This window comes from Paracidovorax oryzae ATCC 19882, from assembly GCF_000687165.1.
GTDB classification, from domain to species: Bacteria; Pseudomonadota; Gammaproteobacteria; order Burkholderiales; family Burkholderiaceae_C; genus Paracidovorax; species Paracidovorax oryzae.
Map to the genome: position 1 here is coordinate 273,432 of NZ_JMKU01000005.1, position 22,374 is coordinate 295,805.

The following is a 22,374-nucleotide window of genomic DNA, read 5'->3' on the forward strand; positions in this document are numbered from 1 at the left end:
GCAGGAGACATCGCACCATGTGCCCCCACGCCACGCAAGCATCCAGCGCGCCTTCGTTCACGGCCCCTTCCGCGCACGCGTCTTCCCAGTCCGAAGCCATCGTGCACGAGGAACGCGCGCAGCTCGATTTCAGCCGCGACATGAGCTATGGAGACTACCTGCAGCTCGACGCGATCCTGAATGCGCAGAAGCCGCTCTCGCCCAACCACAACGAGATGCTGTTCATCGTGCAGCACCAGACCAGCGAGCTGTGGATGAAGCTCATGCTGCACGAGCTGCGCTCGGCGATCGACCACGTGGCGCGGGACGATCTGCCGCCGGCCTTCAAGATGCTCGCGCGCGTCTCCAAGATCATGGAGCAACTGGTGCACGCCTGGGACGTGCTGGCCACGATGACGCCTCCCGAGTACAGCGCCATCCGGCCCTACCTCGCGCAGTCGAGCGGCTTCCAGAGCTACCAGTACCGCTGCATCGAGTTCTCGCTGGGCAACAAGAACGCGGCGATGCTCAAGCCGCACGCGCACCGGCCGGATCTGCTCGCGCAGGTGCAGGCCGCCTACGAGGCGCCCTCGCTCTACGACGAGGCGCTGCGCCTGCTGGCCCGCCGGGGCATTCCCGTGCCGGCGAGCCACACGGACCGCGACTGGACACAGCCCTATGCCGAAAGCGATGCAGTGGAAGGCGCATGGCTCGCCGTCTATCGCGATACGCAGCGCTACTGGGACCTGTACCAGCTGGGCGAGAAGCTCACGGACCTGGAAGACGCCTTCCGTCTCTGGCGGTTCCGCCACGTGACCACGGTGGAGCGCGTGATCGGCTTCAAGCGGGGCACCGGCGGCACGGGCGGCGTGAGCTACCTGCGGCGCATGCTGGACGTGGTGTTGTTCCCTGAGATCTGGCGGTTGCGCACGAGTCTTTGACTCGCCCTGAGTCGCCTTCGGCGCCTTGCCATGCCTTCCACGCCACCGTTGACCGCCACCGGGGCCTCGCCGCGCCCGGAACCCGGCGCGCCCTGGGCCATGCTGCTCGCGCTGGTGTCGGGCTTTGCGCTCAGCCAGGCGTTCCGCACGGTCACGGCCATCATGGCCACGGGGTTGCAGGCCGAGTTCGGGCTGACGGCGCAGGCACTGGGCGTGTTCGCGGGGGTGTTCGCGTTCGCCTTCGGCGGCATGCAGATTTTCATGGGTGTCGGCATCGATCTGTTCGGCGTGCGGCGCACGGCGCTCGCGGTGTTTCCGCTCGCGGCCGCGGGCTCGCTGCTGTCCGCAGTCGCTCCGGGCTACGGAACCGTGCTGCTGGGGCAGGTGCTGATCGGCGTGGGCTGCGCGCCGGCCTTCCTGGTCTGCACGGTGTTCATCGCGCGCCACTTTCCCGCGCGGCGGTTCGCCTTCGTGTCCGGCGTGGCGATGGGCGTGGGCGGGCTCGGCATGCTGTTCACCGGCACGCCGCTGGCCCGGCTGGTGCAGCATGCGTCCTGGCGTACGGGCTTCGCCGTGCTCGCGGGCCTGTCCACGGCGGCCTGGCTGCTCATCGCCTGGCGCGTGCGGGAGCCCGCCATGCCGCCCCCGGCGGACGCGGCGGCGACAGCGCCTCAGCGGGAATCCCTGGGTGCCGCGGTGCGCGGCTTCGGCGCGCTGTTCCTGCTGCCCCACACGCCAGGCATCATGCTGCTCGCGCTCGTGAGCTATGCGTCTTTCCTGGCCTTGCGCGGGCTGTGGCTGGGCCCGATGCTCATCGGGCGGCACGGCTTTTCGCTGGTGGACAGCGGCACGGTGGCGCTGGCGGTGTCACTGGTGTCGCTGTTCGGGCCCGCGACGTTCGGCCGGCTCGACCCGGGGCCGGCCCGGCGCAGGCGCTGGATCGTCGCAGGCACGCTGCTGCTCGCGGCGGTGTTTCTCGCCATGGGGCTGCTGCACAGCACCGTGGCGGACGTGGCCGGTGCACTCGCAGTGGGCGTGCTGTCAGGTGCCACCGTGCTGCAGTACGCGGACGTGCGCTCCTCGTATCCGCCGGCCATGACGGGCCGCGCCATGGCCGTGTTCACCATGGCGATGTTCCTCGGCGTGGCGCTGGTGCAGTGGGTGACCGGGCTTGCGGCCTCCATGGCGGCGGCGCGCGGCGCCGACCCCTATGCGGCGGTGCTGTGCACCATCGCCGGGCTGCTCGCCGCAGGCGCGCTCGCCTACCGGCTGCTGCCGGGACCCGCACCCATCGCTTCCGCGGCCTCGCCCCGGTAGAGCCAGGGCTGGTCGAGCAGGCGCGCCCCGAGCAGGCGCAGGGAGGCGTCGCGGGCCCAGCGCAGGGGCCCCCTGGCATGGAAGATCCTGCCGTTGCGCTCTGCCCTGGACTGCACGCGCGCGTTGCGCTGCCACCGTCCGGCCGCATAGCGCACCAGGCGGCCCGGCACATCGCCACCGCCACCGCCACCGGACAGGGCGAGCCCGAGCGCGGCGGCATCCTCGATCGCCATTCCGGCGCCCTGGGCCAGATAGGGCCGCATCGGATGGGCGGCATCGCCCAGCAGGGCCACCCTGCCGCGCGCCATCTCGTGCGGTCCGGACAGCGGGGGCCGGTCGGACAGCGGCCAGAGGCGCCAGCCGCCACCCGCCTGCGGCACCGCGCGCACAAGATCCTGCAGCGCCGCGCAGGTGGGGCGCAGCGCCCCTTCCAGGTCCCCCGCGTTGCCGGCATGGTCCCAGTGGTCGAGGTCCTCCGGCGCCCGTCCATGGCGGATGGCAACGATGTTCATGAGTTCGCCGCGGCGCACCGGGTACTGGACCACATGCAGGCCCGGCCCCAGCCAGGCCGTGACCTGCGTGGTGCGCAGGCGCTCGGGCAACGCCTGCTGGGGCACCACCGTCCGGTAGGCCAGATGGCCGGATATCCGCGCGGTCTCCGCGCCCAGCAGCCGGGCGCGCGTGGCGCTGCGCAGTCCATCGGCGCCGACGAGGGCGGCCCCCTGCACCGGGTGTCCCGCCACCGTGCGCACCATGATTCCTGCGGCATGCTCCTCGTGGTCTGCGATGGTCTCGCCGAGATGGAGCTCGACGCCGGGCCGTCCGCGCACGGCCTCCAGCAGCAGGCCATGCAGGTCTGCGCGGTGGATGGCCACGTAGGGTGCGCCGTAGCGGGACGCGATGGCCGTGCCCAGCGGCATGGCCGCCAGCACCCGGCCGTCCAGCGCGCTGCGCACCTGCAGCCTGTCGGGATACGCGGCAACGGCCTGCAAAGCGGCCTCGAGCCCCCACGCATGCAGCAGCCTCACCGCATTCGGCCCGAGCTGCACGCCCGCGCCCACTTCGCTGAAAACGGGCGCTCGCTCGTACAGCTCCACGGACCAGCCCGCGCGCGAGCCCGCCAGGGCCGCGGACAGGCCTCCGATGCCGCCGCCCGCGACCAGAAGCACGGTCTGTCGTGTGTGTTGCATGGGCCGATTGTGCGGGCTCCCCCGCACCCCGGGGTCGAGGCAGGTCAAAGCCAGGCCCTGCCGCGGCGTCGGATCAGAGCGCCGGGCGCAGCGCCCGCTCCAGCACGGCAGCCGGCGCCGGCCGCCCGAAGAGGTGGCCCTGGAACGCCTTGCAGCCGTGGCGCTGCAGGAATTTCAGCTGGCCCGTGGTCTCCACCCCTTCTGCGACCACCTCCAGGTCGAGGCTTCGGGCCAGCGCGAGGATGGTCCGCACGATGGCGGCGTCGTTGGGGTCGGTCAGCACGTCGCGCACGAAGCTCTGGTCGATCTTCAGCTGGTCCAGCGGCAGCCGCTTGAGGTAGGCGAGCGACGAGTAGCCCGTGCCGAAGTCGTCGATGGCGAAGCCCACCCCGTGCGCCCGCAGTTGCTCCATGCGTGCGATCACATCTTCCACGTCTGCCATGAGCAGGCTTTCGGTGAGCTCGATCTTGAGCAGCCGCGGCTGCGCCCCGCTGCGGCGCAGCGTCTGCAGCAACTGGTCCACGAAGTCGGGCTGGCGGAACTGGCGCACGCTCACGTTCACCGCGAGCACGAGCTGTGCCGTGGCGGCGTTCCGGCTCCATGCCACCAGTTGGGCACAGGCCCGCTCCAGGACCCACTGCCCCAGCGGGACGATCAGGCCGCCCTGCTCCGCCGCCGGGATGAATTCCCCGGGCATCACCAGACCGCGCTGCGGGTGGCGCCAGCGCACCAGCGCCTCCGCGCCCAGCATGCTGCCGTCGCCGTTGACCAGGGGCTGGTAGTGCAGCAGGAGTTCGTCCGATTCGAGGGCGTGCCGCAATTCCGACTCGAGTGCCGCGCGCGCGAGCACCGCCTGCAGCATCGAGGGATCGAAAAAGCGGATCGTGTTGCGCCCCGCGGCCTTGGCCTGGTACATGGCGAGATCGGCATGCTTGAGCAGGTCGTCCACGCCAGCCGCGTCCCCGGTGCCGCCGCCGAACAGCGCCAGCCCGATGCTGGGCGTGCTGTGGTGGTATCCCATCCCCCCGACCGCGTAGGGCCTGCCCAGCGCCGCCGTGATCCGGTTGGCCAGCACGGCCGCATCGGCGCGGGCCCGGTGCATGTCGCCCGGCAGGCCTTCCGCCAGCACCACGAACTCGTCGCCCCCAAACCGGCTCACCGTATCACCGGCACCGACGCAGGCGAGCAGGCGCTGCGCCGCCTGCACGAGCAGGCGGTCGCCCATGTCGTGCCCGAGCGTGTCGTTGAGGTCCTTGAAGTTGTCCAGATCGAGGAAGAGCAGCGCGCCGTGGCTGCGCTCTTGCGCCGCCGCGCCGATGGCGCGGTGCAGGCGGTCGGTGAGCAGGCGCCGGTTGGGCAGGCCGGTCAGCGGGTCGAAGAATGCCAGGCGTTCGATCTCCGCGTCCACGCGCTTGCGCTCGGTGATGTCCCGGCCGACACCGCGGTAGCCCAGGAAGGCGCCGTCCGCGCTGAAGACCGGGATCCCGCTCACGGACACCCAGTAAACGCGACCGTCGGCCGTGGTACGCCGCAGCTCCAGATCCCGGAAGGGCTGGCGCGCGGCCAGGAGGCGCTGGTGCTCGATCCAGTCCTGCGCGGAGAGATTGGACGCGCCCAGCTCCCACCGCGTCCGGCCGACCATCTCGTCCTCGGCAATGCCCAGGCCCTTGAGGCCCTGGTTGAAATGGACGAAACGGTGCTCGGCATCCTGCTCCCAATACCAGTCGGACGACAGGTCGCACAGGCTTCGGAACCGCGCCTCGCTGAGACGCAGTTCCGACTGCAGGAGCATGTGCGGGGTCACGTCGGAAAAGGTGCGCAGCCACTCCCCGCCCGGCAGGGGCGCGGTGAAGACCTCGAGCATGCGGCCGTCGGGTGTCTTGCGCCAGTAGATGCCGGGGGGCGGAAGGACATCGCCGCTCTCCACGTACGGCCGCCCCCGCTCGTCCACCCGCTCGAAGCCCGGACCGAAATCGCCACGCCGGGCCTGCCACTCCTTGAGTTCAGCCAGGGTGGGGGCGGAATCGAGCAGGGTGCGCGGAAGGTCGAGTATCTCGGGCAGGCGGTCGTTGTAGAAGCGCACGCGGCGGTCCGCCCCCAGGATGAGCAGGCCGGATGCCATGTGGTCGAGCGCCGTGCGCAGCATTTCCGGCGGCGCGGCATGGCCGGGAGGGCCGGCCGCCCCGTCTCCCTCCGGCCGGGCCACCCCTTGCCGCATCCCGTCGATGCCGCCCCGCTCGCAGGCAGCCAGCAGGGCCGACAACCGCAGGGCCAGGTCGCGCATCGTGCCGTCACCCGGGCCCGAGCGCAGGACATAGTCTCCCGGACCGGCGCGCAGCGCCCTGGCCGCCAGGGCCTCCTGCTGGGGCTGTGCATCGAGATACAGCAGCAGCGGCAGTCGCCGGCCCGGCTGTACGGACCAGGTGGGCAACGTCACCGCGTGCGGTGGCGGCACCAGCACCACGGCGTCGAACCCGGCGCCCGGACCGGGGCCGTCGCGCATCGACATCCAGGACATCGGGAACACGTCCCACGCATGCCCCCAGTGCCCGCCCTCCGATGCCAGGGACGCTGCTGCCGCGGAACTCTCGCCGTCCGCGGCGGAATCGATCCACCCGATGCGCATGTTCAGAGCACCGCGCCGGCGGTTCCGCGGGCCGCGGCAGGCTCTGCTGGAACGGGAAGGTCGTGCTCGCGCTCGAAGGTCTCCATCGGCACCGGCCGTCCGAACAGGTAGCCCTGGAAGCCTTCGCATCCGTGCAGCTTGAGGAAGCTCAGCTGGCCTGCGGTTTCCACGCCTTCTGCCACGACTTGCAGGTCGAGGCTCTTGGCCAGCGCCAGGATGGTGCGGACGATGGCGGCATCGTTGGGGTCGGTGAGCACGTCGCGCACGAAGCTCTGGTCGATCTTCACCAGGTCCAGGGGCAGGCGCTTGAGGTAGCTCAGCGACGAATACCCGGTACCGAAATCGTCCAGCGCGAACCCCACGCCGACCCGCTTGAGCTGCGCCATGCGGCCGATCGTGTCTTCCACGTCGCCCAGCAGCAGGCTTTCGGTGAGTTCGAGCTTGAGCCGCTGCGGATTGGCCCCGGTGGCCGCGAGCGTGCCCAGCACCTCCGCCACGAAATCGGGCTGGCGGAACTGCCGCGCGCTCACGTTCACCGCGATGGTGAAGGCGGCCGTGGCGGGATGGGCAGCCCAGCGCACGAGCTGCTCGCACGCGGTCTGCAGCACCTGCCGGCCCAGCGGGAGGATGAGGCCGGTCTCCTCGGCGAGCGGGATGAAGTCGGCCGGGCTCACCAGGCCCTTCACGGGATGCCGCCAGCGCACCAGCGCTTCCGCGCCGCACAGGCGCGTGCTGCCGTCCACGATGGGCTGAAGGTGCACGGTGAGCTCGTGCCGCGCGATGCCCTGGCGAAGATCCGACTCCAGCTGCGAGCGCGCCGTCACCTGGGCCTGCATGTCCGGATCGAAGAACCGCTGGGTGTTCCGGCCGGCCGCCTTGGCCTGGTACATGGCGAGATCGGCGCGCTTGAGCAGCTCGTCCACGCTGCGCCGCTGGTCGCCGAAGAGGGTGATGCCGATGCTGGGCGTGCTGTAGTGCTGCTGCGCCCCCATCTCGAAAGGCCGGTTGAGCTGGGCCAGCAGCTTCTCCGCCACCTGTTCCGCCTGCAGCGCCGCCTGCGCGGTGTCGGCATCCAGGCCTTCGAGCATGACCACGAATTCGTCGCCCCCGAAACGGGCCACGGTATCGGAGGTGCGCACGCACTCCTGCAGCCGCTGTGCCACCTGCACGAGCAGGCGGTCACCCATGTCGTGGCCGAGGGTGTCGTTGAGGTCCTTGAAGTTGTCCAGGTCGATGAAAAGCAGCGCGCCCAGCTTCTCGTTGCGCTGGCAGGCGGCACCGGCCCGCTGCAGGCGGTCCAGCAGCAGGCGCCGGTTCGGCAGCCCGGTCAGGGCGTCGAAGAAGGCCAGCAGCTCGATCTGCTGCTCGGCCTTCTTGCGGTCGGTGATGTCGCGGCTCACGCTGAGCAATCCCGTGACATGACCGTGCATGTCGCGGATCGGGGTCTTGATGGTCTCGAAGTAGCCGGCATAGCCGTCTTCGGCGAAGGTGAGCGTTTCCTCGTACACCACGGGCTGCCAGGCGGCCATCGCCCGCTCGTCGAGCTGGCGCACGCGGGCGGCTTCGATGGGGGTCATCAGTTCCTCGTCGCCCAGGCCGACGATGTCGCGCTCGCGCCGTCCCAGGTAGCGCTCGAAGACCGGGTTGCAGGACAGGTAGCGCCCGGACGCATCCTTGAGGAACACCACGTCCGGGATGGCGTTGACGAGGCTCGCGAGCCGGGAGCGCTGCTGGCTGAGTTCCAGCGCCAGGTGCTTCTGCTCCGTCACATCGACGGCGAACACCATGATCGCCACGACCCGCCCGTCCGGCCCGGTCTCGGGAATGATGGTGGTGTGGAAGAACTCCGGGCCTTCTCCCCTGAAGGGCGAACGGTAGTCGAACACCACCGGCCGCCCCTGCAGGGCCTGCAGCATATGCGGGTGCAGGGACTGCACGAGTTCCGCGGACAGGACTTCGGAAGCACGCCGCCCCTCCAGCTCCTGCGGCGTGCGCCGCAGCCACTGGGCCTGCGACGGGTTCACGTAGAGGATGCGCAGGTCGCGGTCGAGCCGGGAGATGCCCCCCGGCATGCGGCCCAGCAGGCTGGCGAGCTGGATTTCGTGCGCCCGGCTCAGATCCTGCGCCTCCCGCTGCTCCGTCACATCGGTGAGGACGCCGTCCCAGATGACCCGGCCGCTGCCACCCGTCAGCAGCCGTGGCGAGGAACTCAGCCGTATCCACCGCGGCGCACCGTCCATGCGCCGCATACGCACCACCGACTCCCCCACGCCCATCGTGCGGTAGGAGACTTCATCCGCCGCGGCCTGGGCCGCCCGGTCTTCGGGATCGATGCGGTCGAACAGGCGCTGCGCATCCTCCATGACGTCGGCGGCGCTCACCCCCACGAGCCGCTCCAGCGCTTCGCCCATGTGGACGAACCGGCGACGGCCGTCAGGCTCGCGGACCATCTGGTAGAGCACGCTGTCGGGCAGGTTGCGACCGAGCAGCTGCAGGCGCGACTCGCTTTCGCGCAGGCGGGACTCCGCCTCCCGCAGCCGGGCATAGGGCATGCGGACACCGGCGATGAACACCGCCTGGAACAGCAGGGCGTAGCCCACCACGTGCAGGGCGTGCGCCAGCATCCGGGCCCAATGGAACCGGTCCGGCGGCAGCGACATCAGAAACTGCGCCGCCGCCATCGCCACCGCGGCAGCGGCCATGGTGCGGCGCCGGCCGTGGCGCGGCGCCGCCGCGTCCGCGCGGCGCTGGCGCATGCCGTAGAACAGGCAGGCGGACAGGACCATGACCGCGCCGGACACCAGCGCGGCGACACGCATCGGCGCATGGCCCGAAGCGACCAGCCAGTCGCGGGGGCCGTCCATCGTGGCCGTCCAGACGATCACCAGGGACAGCAGGGCCGACACCAGGGCCCAGGCCATGCCGGGACCTGCGGCCGAAGCGCGCACCGCGAACAGGAGCAGCGTCACCGACTCCACGCCGTGCCCCCAGAGGGAGAAATAGTGCGAAACCGCCACCTGCGCGTCCTGGCCCATCCCGAGCGGCTGGTGCGACAGGACCCCGTGGAAGAAATTGCAGACGGCAGCAGTCGCCAGGCCCACCACCAGGACGTTGGCGCGGCCCTGCGCGCTCTCGTCCAGCATGTGCAGAGACACCGAAACGGCCAGCACGCCGATCAGCACCGCCACCATGTCCAGGAACTGCTCGACGCCATGGGGGCCGTCCAGCCCCGTGCCCAGCAGTTGCATGACGGGGGAGAACATCGCCGCCATGCCGGCCACCACCAGCACGGCGGTGACCGCCGGGCTTTCGGAAAACAGGGTGCGGCGGAAGGAGCCGGCAGGGGGCGGGCGGAACAGGCGCATGGAAAGGGTCGATGTGGCCGGCTGTGACGGATTTATTTATGCCTCGAACATATCGTCACAAGTGTATCGATCCCGCCGGGCTGCTGGCTGCCGCCGGTCCGCCCGGCAGCGCGCTTGTCAGGCGGTCAGCAACTGGCGCAGCACATAGGGCAGGATACCCCCGGCCCGGTAGTAGTCCACCTCGATGGGCGTATCGATGCGCAGCGTCACCGTCACCTCCTGCCGGGAGCCGTCGGCACGGCGGATCACGAGCCGCGCATCGCTCTGCGGCGTGAGCGCCGGATCCGGCACTACGTCGATGGTCTCGTCGCCCTGCAACCCAAGGGACTCCCAGGAGTCCGAGCCCCGGAACTGCAGCGGCAGCACGCCCATGCCCACGAGGTTGGAGCGGTGGATGCGCTCGAAGCTGCGCGCGACCACCGCCTTGATGCCCAGCAGCTGCGTACCCTTGGCGGCCCAGTCGCGGCTGGAGCCGGTGCCGTACTCCTCGCCGGCGAAGATCACGGTGGGCGTGTCCTGCGCCATGTACTGCATCGCCGCGTCGAAGATGAACATCTTCGCGCCCTGGTGGGAGCCCTCGTTCTGGAAGATGGTCAGCCCGCCCTCTTCCCGCGATCCGTCCTCCTTCGGCGGGATCATGAGGTTCTTGATGCGCACATTGGCGAACGTGCCGCGCATCATCACGTCATGGTTGCCGCGGCGCGCGCCGTAGCTGTTGAAGTCCTGCTTCATCACGCCGTGCTGCAGCAGCCACTGGCCGGCGGGCGAGGTTTCCTTGATCGATCCCGCGGGCGAGATGTGGTCGGTGGTGATCGAGTCGCCGAACAGCGCCATGATGCGCGCGCCCCGCACCGCGGCGTTGCCGCTCTCCGCCGCCTCCAGCGCGAAGTTCGTGAAGAACGGCGGCTCGGCGATGTAGGTGCTGGCAGGCCAGTTGTAGGTGTCGCCCGATACGCCCTGGATCTTGCCCCAGAGCGCCCCCGGATCGGTCTTCACCTTGCCGTAGTTCTCGCGGAACGCCTTGCCATTCATCGCATGCTTCATGAGCTGGTGCACCTCGTCGCTGCCGGGCCAGATATCGCCCAGGTACACGTCGCGCCCGCCGCGCCCCTTGCCCACCGGCTCGGTCATCAGGTCGCGCAACACCGTGCCGGCGATGGCATAGGCCACCACCAGGGGCGGGCTCGCGAGGAAGTTGGCCTTGATGTTGGGATGGATGCGCGCCTCGAAATTGCGGTTGCCCGAGAGCACGGCGGCGCAGACGAGGTCGCTGCCCGTGATGGCATCGTTGATCTCGGGCGCGAGGTCGCCCGCGTTGCCGATGCAGGTCGTGCAGCCGTAGCCCGCCACGGCGAAGCCCAGCTTCTCGAGGTAGGGCAGCAGGCCGGTTTCGCTCAGGTACTGCGTGACGATGCGCGAGCCGGGGGCCAGCGAGGTCTTGATGTGCGGCTGGACCTTCAGGCCCGCCTCCACCGCCTTCTTCGCCAGCAGGCCCGCCGCGAGCAGCACGCTCGGGTTGGAGGTGTTGGTGCAGCTCGTGATGGCCGCGATCAGCACGTCGCCGTTGCCGATCGTCGGGTCGGACCCCTTGGCCGGCAGGCGGATGGAGGGGTCGGCGTGCTTGACCGCGAGCCGGGGCTTGTTGTGCTCCATTTCCACGAGGAAGCGCGGCCCGCCAGCGGGTGCGTCCTTCTCGGCGGGTACGTCCTCGCACACATCCTCCTCGCCGCGGTGGATGTGGTGGCGCGTGTGCAGCAACTCCGCAGGCCGGTTGAAGCCGCTCTCCGCGGCCGGGCGGGAGAACAGCGTGGTGAACTGCTCCTTCACCTTGCCCAGCTCGATGCGGTCCTGTGGCCGCTTCGGGCCGGCCAGGCTGGGGGTGACGTCGCCCAGGTCCAGGCGCACCACCTGCGAATAATCGATCTCTCCGGCCTGCGGCACGCCGAACAGGCCCTGGGCGCGGAAATACGCCTCGAAGGCCTCGATCTCGGCCTTGGTGCGGCCCGTGCCCTTGAAGTAGTCGATAGTCTTCTCGTCCACCGGGAAGAAGCCCATGGTGGCACCGTACTCGGGTGCCATGTTGCCGATGGTCGCCCGGTCCGGCAGCGCCAGGGTGCGCGTGCCCTCGCCGAAGAACTCCACGAACTTGCCCACCACCTTGTGGCGGCGCAGGATCTCGGTCACCGTCAGCACGAGGTCGGTGGCCGTCACGCCCTCGCGCAGCTGGCCCGTCAGCTCGAAGCCCACCACGTCGGGCGTGAGGAAGTACACCGGCTGCCCGAGCATCGCCGCCTCGGCCTCGATGCCGCCCACGCCCCAGGCGACCACGCCGATGCCGTTGATCATGGTCGTGTGGCTGTCCGTGCCGACCAGCGTGTCGGGGTAGTGGACGCCATCGGCGCGCCGGTGCACGCCGCGCGCGAGGTATTCCAGGTTCACCTGGTGGACGATGCCGAAGCCCGGAGGCACCACGCCGAAGGTGTCGAACGCCTGCATGCCCCACTTCATGAATTCATAGCGCTCGCGGTTGCGCTGGAATTCGAGCTTCATGTTCAGGTCCAGGGCCTTCTTCGTGCCGTAGTAATCGACCATGATGGAATGGTCCACCACGAGATCGACCGGAACCAGCGGCTCGATCTTCTTGGGCTTCCTGCCCAGGCGCTGCGCCACGCTGCGCATCGCGGCCAGGTCGGCCAGCAGGGGCACGCCGGTGAAATCCTGCAGCACCACGCGCGACACGATGAAGGGAATCTCGTCCTTGCGGTCGGCGACGGGCTGCCAGTTCGCGAGCTGCTCCACATGCTCGGGCGTCACCTTCAGGCCATCGCAATTGCGGAGGACGGACTCCAGGACGATACGAATGGACACCGGCAGGCGCTTGACGGACGGGTACTTCCGCGCCAGGGCGGGAAGGGAATAGAACTGGCCGCTTTTACCCGACCCGGTCGTGAATGTCTGCAAGGTGGATGCGAAAGCGTGGCGCGGAACCACGGGGGACTTCGAGGCCATGTAGCACTACTCCTTTAATGGGGCGACGCTCCCATTTTGGCAGTCCGGGATTTCGATGCAAATGTAGGGCGAAGGACCCGGCCCCACAGAGCTGGCCGGCAACCTTCGAAGAAGCGGGCACGCCGCCGGGAATGCGGTTGCGGCTGCCCCTGCGGAATCATCCGCAGGCATGGAAAGCGCCAAACTCCTGCATTACCACGGCAGAAAATGTGGTAAGGACCCCATGAAACATATAGCCGGAGTGGCACCAGCCTCGCGCTCATATCGCAGGGCAACAACCATCGGCGCATCACGGCCATTGCCCGCCAGGAAAGCATCCGCCATCTTCGCGCAGTAAGGACTTCCGGCGCGCATTCAACGAACGCTTTTTCCCCAGGGGAATCCGGGGGTGCAGGCATTTCACCCCGGCACCGCCCGGAAATGGACGCAGGGCCCCACACGCAAACCAGGCCCGGCCAATAAAAAACCCGCCGAAAGGCGGGTTGAGTCAGCTCTGCAGGAAAGACCGGCGGGCCCAATGGCCAGGACGAAAGTGCCCGCCGGATCGCGCCATCAAATGGCGAACTGTTCGCGATTTTCGTTCTGAATCCACTTGGGCGCCTTGCCGCGGCCCGTCCAGGTCTGGCCGGTGGCGGGATTGCGGTATTTCGGAGCCACCTTCGTACCGGCGCTGGCGCTGCGGGCGCGGCCGGACGGGAATACGTCTTCTGCCTTGAGGCCATACTCGGACACGAGCGAACGCACCTGGGCGATCGCATCCGACAACTCGCGGCGGCGTGCCTCGTTGATTTGCTGCTCGAGTTGTTCGCGCTGCTTCAGCAGTTCCTTGTAGCTGGTGTTCATGTCGGTCATGCGTGTGGAGTGGATAACAAGGAACGCATTATAGAAACTATTTTCGATTACGTGCAGACTTTACGGAGATTCATAAAGCCAACCCGACGGGACGCTCCCCGGGAACTTTGAAAGCGGAAACTCCTCGAATCCCGCCCTACGGCACGGCCCGGCAGCCTGCCGGGGCTTTGCAGCCGAATCACAATAGCGCTCTTCCATAAACCGCCGCGCGCCGCGGCACCACCCCCATGCCTCTCTACTGCATTGGCGATATTCAAGGCTGCGACGCAGCGCTGCAGCGCCTGCTCGACACGGTGGATTTTTCCCCCAGCCGAGATACGGTTTATCTGCTGGGAGACCTCGTGAACCGGGGCCCGCAATCGCTGGACGTGCTGCGGCGCTGCACGCGGGCCGGCGACAGCCTGCGCTGCCTGCTGGGAAACCACGACCTGCATTTGCTGGCAGCCGCCCACGGAGCCCGCAAGCCGTCGCGGCGCGACACGCTCGCCGGGGTGCTGCAGGCGCCCGACCGGAATGCGCTGCTGGATTGGCTGAGGCACCAGCCGCTGGCGCGCGAACACCGGCTGGCGGGCGAGCGCCTGCTGATGGTGCACGCCGGCGTGCTGCCCTCCTGGACGGCCGACGCAGCGCTGGAGCACGCCGCCGAAGTGCAGGCGCAACTGCAGGGAGAAGCGCTGCCGGAATTCCTGCACGCCATGTACGGCAATACGCCGGACCGATGGAGCGACGGGCTTTGCGGCATGGACCGCTGGCGGGCCATCGTGAATGCGCTGACGCGGCTGCGTTTCTGCACACCCGACGGCCGCATGGATTTCGACAGCAGCGAGACGGCGGATGCCGCGCCGGAGGGCCTTGTCCCCTGGTTCGATGCGCCCGGCAGGCACACGCGCGGCACGCTGGTGGCATTCGGCCATTGGTCCACGCTCGGCTGGATGAACCGGCCCGACCTGCTGGCGCTGGATACGGGCTGTGTCTGGGGAGGCTGTCTCAGCGCCGTGCGGTTCGGCGCCACGCTGGCGGAGCGCGAGCACATCAGCGTGCGCTGCGAGCAGGCGCAGGCACCGGGCTGATCCCCGGGCCTGCCGGAGGCCCGGACGTGCCGCCGGTCACTGGCCGGACGGGGTTTCCACGGCCGGCATGGCGGCCTTGAAGAGCGCGGCGACCTTGCGCTTGGGCTTGATGTTGGCGGAAATGCCGCTGCGCGCGGGCTGCTGCCGGGAAGCGGCCTCCCAGCTGGGCGCCCCGTCGGCGGCCGGGGCCTCGTACGGCTTGTCGAAGAAGGGATCGCGCGCGGCGGCGGGCGTGCGGTAGCCGCCCGGCGGCCGGGAGTCGCGGCTTTCGCCACGGCTTTCCCGCCGTCCACGCGCATCGCTGCCGGACTCGTCGTCGCGCCAGGCGCGGCGGCCGTCGTTGAAGCGGCCGCGCGGGCGGTCCTCTTCCACTTCCAGGGCCTCGAGATCGATCTTCTTCTTCGTGAGCTTCTCGATGTCGGCCACCAGGCGGGCATCGCTGCTCGACACCAGCGTGACGGCGAGGCCGGAAGCGCCCGCGCGGCCCGTGCGGCCGATGCGGTGCACGTAGTCTTCGGCGTTGAACGGCACGTCGAAATTGAACACCGCGGGCACGTCCTTGATGTCGAGGCCGCGGGCCGCGACGTCGGTGCACACCAGCAGGTCCACCTCGCCGCGCTTGAAGGCGTCCAGTGCCTTCAGGCGCTCGTCCTGGCTCTTGTCGCCATGCAGCGCGGCGGCCTTCAGGCCTTCGCGCTCCAGGGTGCGCGACAGGCGCGCGCAGCCCAGCTTGCTGTTGACGAAGACGAAGGCCTGCTTGACCCCGCGCGTGCGCAGCACGTGGTGGATGGCGCGGCGCTTGTCGTCGTCGTTCACGCTGTAGAAGCGCTGCTCGACCGTGGAGGCGGTCTCGTTCGGGCGGGCGACCTCGATGGTGACCGGATTCTGCAGGTAGCTGCCCGCCAGGCGCTTGATTTCCGGCGAGAACGTGGCGGAGAACAGCAGCGTGGTGCGCGTCTTGGGCAGGTAGCTCAGGATGCGCTGCAGGTCGGGCAGGAAGCCGATGTCCAGCATGCGGTCGGCCTCGTCGAGCACCACGTACTCGACCTGGTTCAGTACCGCGTTCTTGGCCTCGATGTGGTCCAGCAGGCGGCCCGGCGTGGCCACGAGGACTTCCACGCCCTTCTTGAGCTCCAGCGTCTGGGGCTTCATGTCCATGCCGCCGAAGACCACGGTGCTGCGCAGCTTGGTGTACTTGGCGTAGAGGGCGATCTGCTGGGCGACCTGGTCGGCCAGTTCGCGCGTGGGCAGCAGCACCAGGGCGCGCACGGGATGGCGCGCCGGGGAGGTGGAGCTGTTCTCGTGCTTGAGCAGGCGCTGCAGCAGCGGCAGCGAGAACGCCGCCGTCTTGCCGGTGCCGGTCTGCGCGGCGCCCATCACGTCCTGGCCGGTGAGCACCACGGGAATGGCCTCGGCCTGGATGGGGGTCATCGACGTGTAGCCCATCTCGGCCACGGCGCGCGCCAGCGGCTCGGCCAGCGATAAATTGGAGAAAGAACTTGTCATGTGCGGCCGTTATTGTCGCACCAGCCCTCCCCGGGGGCCACGGGAACGTCCGCACGGCCGGCGGGGTGGCAATTTTTGCTGCATTTTCAATAGCAGAGAGCCGTTGTTTTCAAAGGCTCCTGGAAGAGAAGGTGTCGCAGGCCTTGATGCTTCCGCTCTGCAGCCCGGTCTGGAACCAGCGCTGGCGCTGGGCGCTGGTGCCGTGGGTGAAGCTGTCCGGAACCACCGCGCGGCCCGCCGCGCGCTGCAGTGCATCGTCGCCGATCTTGGCGGCGGCATTCATGGCCTCTTCCACGTCGCCCTGCTCCAGGATGTGCCGCGCGTTCTGGGCGTGGTGGGCCCATACGCCCGCGAAACAGTCGGCCTGCAGCTCCAGGCGCACGGACAGGTGGTTGTATTCCACCTGGCTCACCCGGCCGCGCATCTGGTCCACCCGGGCGCTGATGCCCAGGAGGTTCTGCACGTGGTGGCCCACCTCGTGCGCGATCACGTAGGCCTGTGCGAAGTCGCCCGGGGCGCCGAGGCGGTTCTTCAGCGTTTCGTAGAAGCCGAGGTCGATATAGACCTTCCGGTCCGCCGGGCAGTAGAACGGGCCCATGGCCGATTCGCCACGCCCGCAGGCGGTGGGCGTGGACCCGCGGAAAAGCACGAGCCGGGGATTCTGGTAGGTCGAGCCGTTCTGGCGGAAGACATCGGCCCAGACGTCCTCGGTGTCGGCGAGCACGGTGGAGACGAACTTGGCCATGGTGTCGTCCGCGGGCGGGCGATGGGCCGGAGGCTGCTGGGTCTGCACATGGGCGGGAGGCGCGCCGCCGCCGCTCAGCAGGCCGAGGATGGTCAGGGGGTTGATGCCGAACACCCACCCGCCGATCAGCGCGATGACGATGGTGCCGATGCCGATGCTGCGCCCTCCAAATACCGGGAAGCCGCCCCCTCCTCCTGCGCTGTCGCCTTCGTCACGGCGGTCCTCGACGTTGTCCGATTCGCGATTGCCTTCCCATTTCATCGTGCACACCCTGAAAGATTCATGCCAGTGCCGATGGTACGCCCGGCGGAGCGGGTTCAGCGGGCCGCGAAGCTGGTGCCGGCCGTCCACCCCGCCTCGGCCTGCAGCGCCTGCTGCCCGGGCACCTGCGTCGATCTGGCGGCCGGAGCCTGCAGGCCCCGCGCCACCCAGGCGTGCTGCTGCTGCTCGGCGTGGCGTACGTGGTCCTCGAGCACCCAGGCCATGGCCGCGATCTGCAGCACGATGACCGTGGCGCCAGCGGCCAGAAGACCCGGATGGATGGGGGAACGGCGGTCTTGCTCGTTCCGGGCGGCCGCGTTGGGCGCGTGTGCGTCAAAGTGGTCCATGGGGATTCCTTGGCGGCGGCCGCTTCAGCGGTGGGACCAGTGCAGGCCGGCGGCGGCCGGCTCGGCGTCTTCGAAATAAGCGGACAGCTCCTGCACCAGTGCCTGCAGGGTGTCCCCCGGCAGCTGGCGCGCACGGGCGATCTGTTCCAGTGCGTACTGGCGGTCGCCGAGCATCATCGCGGCGCTGATGCAATGGCCCCGGGCCGCCATCTGCAGCAGGAACGCATCGAGCGTTTGAGCAGGCCAGTAGCGCTGGCCGCAGGGGTGGGCCCCATCGGCGGGGTAATCGGCGGGCGCGCCTGCCCGGGCGAAAGGGAGCGGGAAGGAGGCAAGCATGGCGGAGTCCTCGGCAAAAGAACGTATGTGTCAGTTTGCCGGCGTTTTGTGACAAGCATCACGACATGCAACGGCATACCTTGATGCAAATGCTAGAGCCCCGCCCCGGCCCGCGCATCGGAGAAACAGGCCGCCCGCCTGTAGGACACTCGCCAGTCGCGCGCCGGTCAGGCCTTGGGCAGCGTGACGCCGACCTGTCCCTGGTATTTGCCGCCGCGGTCGCGATAGCTCACCTCGCAAACCTCGTCGCTTTCGAAGAACAGCACCTGGGCGCAGCCCTCGCCCGCGTAGATGCGCGCCGGCAGCGGCGTGGTGTTGCTGAACTCGAGGGTGACGTAGCCCTCCCACTCGGGCTCGAAGGGCGTGACGTTCACGATGATGCCGCAGCGGGCATAGGTGCTTTTGCCCAGGCAGATGGTGAGGACGTTGCGCGGGATGCGGAAATATTCCACCGTGCGTGCCAGGGCGAAGCTGTTGGGGGGGATGATGCAGCTGTCGCCATGGAAATCGACGAAGCTCTTCTCGTCGAAATGCTTGGGGTCCACCACGGTGCTGTGGATGTTGGTGAACACCTTGAATTCGGGCGCGCAGCGGATGTCGTAGCCGTAGCTGCTGGTGCCGTAGCTGATGATCTTGCGGCCATCGCTTTCGCGGATCTGGCCGGGCTCGAATGGCTCGATCATGCCGTGCTGTTCGGCCATGCGGCGGATCCATTTGTCGCTCTTGATGCTCATGGGTTTTCTCTCCTCGTGCGCGCCAGTCGAAAGGCGGCGCGCGGACGCGATACTACTCTTTTCATAGCTGTGCGAATCCGCGGGACGGGCTCCACAGGCTCATCGGGCCGCTGCGATCACTGTGCGCTCGACGAGCCGGTCGTCGCCCAGCACGATCATCGCGAACAGCAGTTCATCCAGGTTGGCGGCCTGGGCCGTCTTGCGCGCGAGCAGCGGGGTGGCCGCGGGATTCAGCACGACGAAGTCCGCCTCGCAGCCCGGCTGCAGGTTGCCGATCACGCCTTCGAGCCCCAGCGCCCGCGCCGCGCCGGCCGTGTGCTGCCACCAGAGGTGGCCGGGCGGCAGCGAGAGGCCGGGCTTGGTCTGCCCCTCCCTCCCGACGTAGTAGGCTGCGAGCATGGTGTGGAACGGGCTGAAGCTGGTGCCACCGCCCACGTCGCTCGCGAGGCCGTAGCGGAAGCCCACGCGGTCGGCGCCCTCGTAGTCGAAGAAGCCGCTGCCGAGGAACAGGTTGCTGGTGGGGCTGACGGCCGCGGCGGTGCGGGTATCGCGCATCAGTGCGCGGTCCTCGTCGTCGAAGTGGATGCAGTGGGCATAGACGGCCCGCTCGCGCATCAGGCCGAAGCCGTCGTACACGGCGAGGTAGCTGCGGGCCTGGGGAAAGAGTTCGAGCGCCCAGCGGATCTCGTCGCGGTTCTCGGCCACGTGCGACTGGATCCATACGTCCGGATACCGGGCCGCCAGCTCCCCGGCGCCGCGCAGTTGCGCCTCGCTGCAGCTGGGGGCGAAGCGCGGCGTGATCGCGTAGCCCAGCCGGCCGCGGCCATGCCAGCGGCGGATGAGGTCTTCGGTGTCGGCGAGCGACCGGGTGGTCTCGTCGCGCACGCCATCGGGAGAGTTCCGGTCCTGCAGCACCTTGCCGGCGATGAGGCGCATGCCGCGCGTGGAGGCCTCTTCCATCAGCGCATCCACCGACGCGGGATGGGAGGTGGCGAAGGTGAGGGATGTGGTGACGCCGTTGCGCAGCAGCTCGTCGATGAAGACGGTGGCCACGCCGCGAGCGTAGCCGGCATCGGCGAAGCGAGATTCGTGCGGGAACGTGTAGTTTTCCAGCCAGGGCAGCAGCCCTTCGGCGGGCGAGCCGATGACGTCGGTCTGCGGGAAATGCACGTGCATGTCCACGAAGCCGGGCGCGATGATGCGGCCGGGGCAGTGCGTGACCGGCAGGCCGGGGTACCGTGGCGAGAGCGTGCGCCAGTCGCCTGCGGAGACCACGCGCTGCACGCCGCCCGCGCCGGGACCGATGGCGAGAAACCCGTCTTCTTCATAGAGCGGCACGCCAGCTTCGTCGAAGCGCAGAAGTGCGGCGCGGTAGCCATGGGTGGCGGATTCAGCGGTCAGGGTGGGGTTCGGAGACATCCCCGGATGATGACACGGCGGGCATGCCGGACGTGCAGGCGGGCCAGAGGAGGCCGACCTCCACGCGGGTGCCGCGGGATTCGGCGAATGCCTCGCCTCCGTGCATCCGGGCGATGGCCGCCACGATGGACAAACCGAGCCCGTGGTTGCGGTCGGCGTGGTGGCGGGCGCTGTCGGCCCGGTAGAAGCGGTCGAAAATGCGTGGCAGGTGGTGCGCATCGATGCCCTGGCCCGTATTGGAAACAGATAGGGACACCCATCCTCCGCGGCCCGGCGCGGCGCCGATGCGCACCTGCACCAGCGAGCCGGGCGCCGCATGGCGCGTGGCATTGCCCAGGAGGTTGGACAGTGCCCGCCGCAGCAGGCGCGCATCGGCAACGGCGCCGGCATCGCCCTGCACTCCGCCCGCGAGGCCGGCCTCCAGGAAGGCGGCCTCGTGGAACTCGAGCACGCCTTCCGCCAGCGCGGCGAGGCTGGGCAGGTGCTCGCTGCGCGCGGCCACGCCGCGATCGGCCTGGGCGAGGAACAGCATGTCGGCCACGATGCCCGCCAGGCGGCGCAGTTCCTCCAGGTTGGAAGCCAGCGTGTCCTGCAGTTCGGCCTCGCCGCGGGAACGCCGCAGCGCCAGTTCGCAGCTGCTGACAAGGTTGGCAAGGGGCGTATTGAGTTCGTGCGCCGCGTCGGCGTTGAAGGCTTCCATCCGGGCGTAGGCGGCCGACACGCGGTCCAGCAGTTCGTTGAACTGGGCGATCAGGGGTTGCAGTTCGGTCGGCTGGGCGGAACCATCGAGGCGCTGCCCGGCCCTGGCCGCGACCAGGCCTGCGGTCTGCGCGACCAGGTGCCGCAGCGGCTCGAGTTCCCTGCGCACCCGCCACAGGGCGACCAGCGACACGGCGGTAGCACCCGACAGCGCGGCGACGAGGAGCGTCCACGCCAGCCGCCGCAGCAACGCCATGTCGGGACGCGTATCGAGCACGAGCGTGGCGTGCAGTGACCGCGGGCGATCGGGCGGTCCCTGGACCTCGAAGGATCTGCGCAGCAGCGGCCCGCCTGCCGAGAGCAGGCCGGGGTTGCGCAGGTACACCGCTGCGCCACGGTCGTCGGTCACCCTCAAGGCCAGTTCGCCATGGCCCGCCAGCACGTCGTCGAGCATGTGGCCGGTTTGCGGATCACGGTCAAGCAGATGGCCCGCCAGCACCTCGCTCACCGACTGCTCCTTGCGCGCCAGGGCCTCGTGCTGCCGCTGCGACAGTGTCATCGCGATGACCAGGTACACCGCCGCGCATACGGCGCCGAGGCCCACCACGGTCTGCAGGGCCAGCCAGCGCGAAAGCGCAGCGCCCAGCGAGGCCCGCGGACGCGGCGTGCGCATGCGATCCCTCACCGCTCCGTCTCCGCGCCACGATCTTCGAGTACATAGCCCATGCCGCGCACCGTGTGGAGCAAGGGCCGGTCGAAAGGCTGGTCGAGTTTGGCCCGCAGCCGGCGCACCGCCACCTCGACGACGTTCGTCTCGCTGTCGAAGTTCATGTCCCACACCTGCTCCGCGAGTTCCGTTCGGGACAGCACCTCGCCCTGCCGGCGAAGCAGCAGGCTCAGCAGGTTGAACTCCTTGGCAGTGAGGTCCAGCCGCTGCCCGGCCCGCTCGGCCCGGCGCCGGATCAGGTCCATTGCCAGGTCGGCCATGCGCAGCACGGTGGCCTCCGCCGGCGCCGCGGTGCCGCGCGCACGGCGCAGGAGCCCATGCAGCCGCGCCACCAATTCCGAGAATGCGAACGGCTTGACGAGGTAATCGTCGGCGCCCCCCTGCAGGCCGCTCACCCGGTCCTCCACGCGGCCCTGGGCAGTGAGCATGAGCACGGGCGTCTGCCGGCGGGTGCGCAGGGCCGCCAGCACGGCCAGTCCGTCGAGGCCAGGCAGCATGCGGTCGAGCACGATGGCGTCGTAGGCGCCCTCCATGGCCAGGTGCAGGCCGTCCACGCCGTCTCGCGCGACATCGACCACGAAGCCCTCCTCTCCGAGGCCCTTGCGCAGGTATTCCGCCAGCTTGGCCTCGTCTTCGATCACCAGCAATTTCATGGCGCGGATTGTGCCCACACGCCGCGACCGCCTGGATGACGAATTCGTCATCTCCGCGGCAGCTTCCCGTCGGTATCGGGACCCTAGAGTCCGCTCTGCCAAGCCATCGCCGCATGGCATCGCACCCACTTGAACATAGATGGAGATCAATACACCATGAGCCGTATCCGCATCACCTTGCTGTCCGCCCTGTCCTGCGCCGCGCTGATACCTGCCGCGGCCTCTGCATACGACGTCGTCCACAACGCACCGACCGAGGCCGGCTACACCCTGCACCCCGACCATGCGCGCTCTGCCGCGGCGATGCCCGCGGCGGCCGGCAGCAGCATGGGCAGCCAGGCGATGCTGGGGCGCCCCGCCAGTCCGGACCAGGCCTCGCGCACGGTGGATGCGTCCCGCGCCGGCACCCTCAACGTGAAATGCGGGGAAACCATCGCCTTCCGCAGCGGGGACAAGACGTTCGCATGGAAGTTCGATGTTTTCTCCCACCGTCCGGTGGAGCTGGCGGCCATCAGCCCCAGGGAGTTCAATGCCGGACCGGTGCAGGTGTACGTCACGCCGAACGAAGGCGAACGCAACTGAGGCATGCCGGCCGCGG

Annotated in this window: 17 protein-coding genes; 4 read left to right on the plus strand and 13 right to left on the minus strand. The window is 69.2% G+C overall.

Annotated features, from left to right (window positions below; all coding sequences use genetic code 11):
* Nucleotides 1-17 precede the first annotated feature (17 nt).
* Nucleotides 18-920 (plus strand): tryptophan 2,3-dioxygenase, encoded by a 903-nt coding sequence (kynA, locus tag T336_RS0104825; protein WP_026431684.1) that lies wholly within the window; start codon nucleotides 18-20, stop codon nucleotides 918-920.
* A 30-nt stretch (nucleotides 921-950) separates the two neighbouring features.
* Nucleotides 951-2,237, plus strand: a complete 1,287-nt coding sequence (locus T336_RS0104830; protein WP_026431685.1) for an MFS transporter — start codon at nucleotides 951-953, stop codon at nucleotides 2,235-2,237.
* Here T336_RS0104830 and T336_RS0104835 read toward each other — a convergent pair.
* The 5 genes from T336_RS0104835 to T336_RS0104855 form a co-directional block, all read right to left on the minus strand.
* The gene (locus tag T336_RS0104835; RefSeq protein WP_026431686.1) at nucleotides 2,183-3,427 is read right to left on the minus strand and encodes an FAD-dependent monooxygenase; all 1,245 of its coding nucleotides are present in this window, start codon (nucleotides 3,425-3,427) and stop codon (nucleotides 2,183-2,185) included. The two genes, T336_RS0104830 and T336_RS0104835, sit on opposite strands and share 55 nt — an antisense overlap.
* A 73-nt stretch (nucleotides 3,428-3,500) precedes the next feature.
* Complete coding sequence (locus tag T336_RS0104840) at nucleotides 3,501-6,053, minus strand: putative bifunctional diguanylate cyclase/phosphodiesterase (protein ID WP_026431687.1); 2,553 nt, start codon at nucleotides 6,051-6,053, stop codon at nucleotides 3,501-3,503.
* A 2-nt stretch (nucleotides 6,054-6,055) separates the two neighbouring features.
* Entirely contained in the window at nucleotides 6,056-9,418 is a 3,363-nt protein-coding gene (locus T336_RS0104845) for an EAL domain-containing protein (protein ID WP_026431688.1), read from the minus strand.
* Between the two features lie 117 nt (nucleotides 9,419-9,535).
* The gene (locus T336_RS0104850) at nucleotides 9,536-12,427 is read right to left on the minus strand and encodes an aconitate hydratase (protein WP_026431689.1); all 2,892 of its coding nucleotides are present in this window, start codon (nucleotides 12,425-12,427) and stop codon (nucleotides 9,536-9,538) included.
* A gap of 552 nt (nucleotides 12,428-12,979) precedes the next feature.
* Entirely contained in the window at nucleotides 12,980-13,270 is a 291-nt protein-coding gene (locus T336_RS0104855; RefSeq protein WP_026431690.1) for an H-NS histone family protein, read from the minus strand.
* A 236-nt stretch (nucleotides 13,271-13,506) separates the two neighbouring features.
* On the opposite strand from T336_RS0104855, the gene T336_RS0104860 reads away from it, so the two are divergent.
* Nucleotides 13,507-14,349 (plus strand): symmetrical bis(5'-nucleosyl)-tetraphosphatase, encoded by an 843-nt coding sequence (locus T336_RS0104860; protein ID WP_026431691.1) that lies wholly within the window; start codon nucleotides 13,507-13,509, stop codon nucleotides 14,347-14,349.
* 36 nt (nucleotides 14,350-14,385) lie between these two features.
* Here the strand turns inward: T336_RS0104860 and T336_RS0104865 are convergent, their stop codons facing one another.
* From T336_RS0104865 to T336_RS0104900, 8 genes are all read right to left on the minus strand, one after another.
* Complete coding sequence (locus tag T336_RS0104865; RefSeq protein WP_026431692.1) at nucleotides 14,386-15,855, minus strand: DEAD/DEAH box helicase; 1,470 nt, start codon at nucleotides 15,853-15,855, stop codon at nucleotides 14,386-14,388.
* Between the two features lie 109 nt (nucleotides 15,856-15,964).
* Nucleotides 15,965-16,861, minus strand: coding sequence for a KPN_02809 family neutral zinc metallopeptidase (ypfJ, locus tag T336_RS0104870; RefSeq protein WP_026431693.1), 897 nt, complete (start codon nucleotides 16,859-16,861; stop codon nucleotides 15,965-15,967).
* A 56-nt stretch (nucleotides 16,862-16,917) separates the two neighbouring features.
* A complete protein-coding gene (locus T336_RS0104875) occupies nucleotides 16,918-17,208 on the minus strand; it encodes a hypothetical protein (RefSeq protein WP_026431694.1) in 291 nt (96 codons plus the stop codon).
* A 24-nt stretch (nucleotides 17,209-17,232) separates the two neighbouring features.
* On the minus strand, nucleotides 17,233-17,544 hold the full coding sequence (locus tag T336_RS0104880; RefSeq protein WP_019703169.1) for a hypothetical protein: 312 nt from the start codon (nucleotides 17,542-17,544) through the stop codon (nucleotides 17,233-17,235).
* 167 nt (nucleotides 17,545-17,711) lie between these two features.
* The gene (gene dcd, locus T336_RS0104885; RefSeq protein WP_013593615.1) at nucleotides 17,712-18,278 is read right to left on the minus strand and encodes a dCTP deaminase; all 567 of its coding nucleotides are present in this window, start codon (nucleotides 18,276-18,278) and stop codon (nucleotides 17,712-17,714) included.
* Nucleotides 18,279-18,377: 99 nt separating this feature from the next.
* The gene (gene guaD, locus T336_RS0104890; protein WP_051647052.1) at nucleotides 18,378-19,697 is read right to left on the minus strand and encodes a guanine deaminase; all 1,320 of its coding nucleotides are present in this window, start codon (nucleotides 19,695-19,697) and stop codon (nucleotides 18,378-18,380) included.
* Nucleotides 19,669-21,069 carry a heavy metal sensor histidine kinase gene (locus T336_RS0104895; protein ID WP_026431696.1) on the minus strand — a complete coding sequence of 467 codons (1,401 nt, stop codon included), beginning with the start codon at nucleotides 21,067-21,069 and terminating at the stop codon, nucleotides 19,669-19,671. The genes guaD and T336_RS0104895 overlap by 29 nt, the downstream gene beginning before the upstream one ends.
* Before the next feature lie 8 nt (nucleotides 21,070-21,077).
* Entirely contained in the window at nucleotides 21,078-21,776 is a 699-nt protein-coding gene (locus tag T336_RS0104900) for a heavy metal response regulator transcription factor (protein WP_026431697.1), read from the minus strand.
* A gap of 156 nt (nucleotides 21,777-21,932) precedes the next feature.
* Between T336_RS0104900 and T336_RS26485 the strand changes: the two genes are divergently transcribed.
* A complete protein-coding gene (locus T336_RS26485; RefSeq protein ID WP_051647053.1) occupies nucleotides 21,933-22,358 on the plus strand; it encodes a CzcE family metal-binding protein in 426 nt (141 codons plus the stop codon).
* The last annotated feature ends 16 nt before the right edge of the window (nucleotides 22,359-22,374 follow it).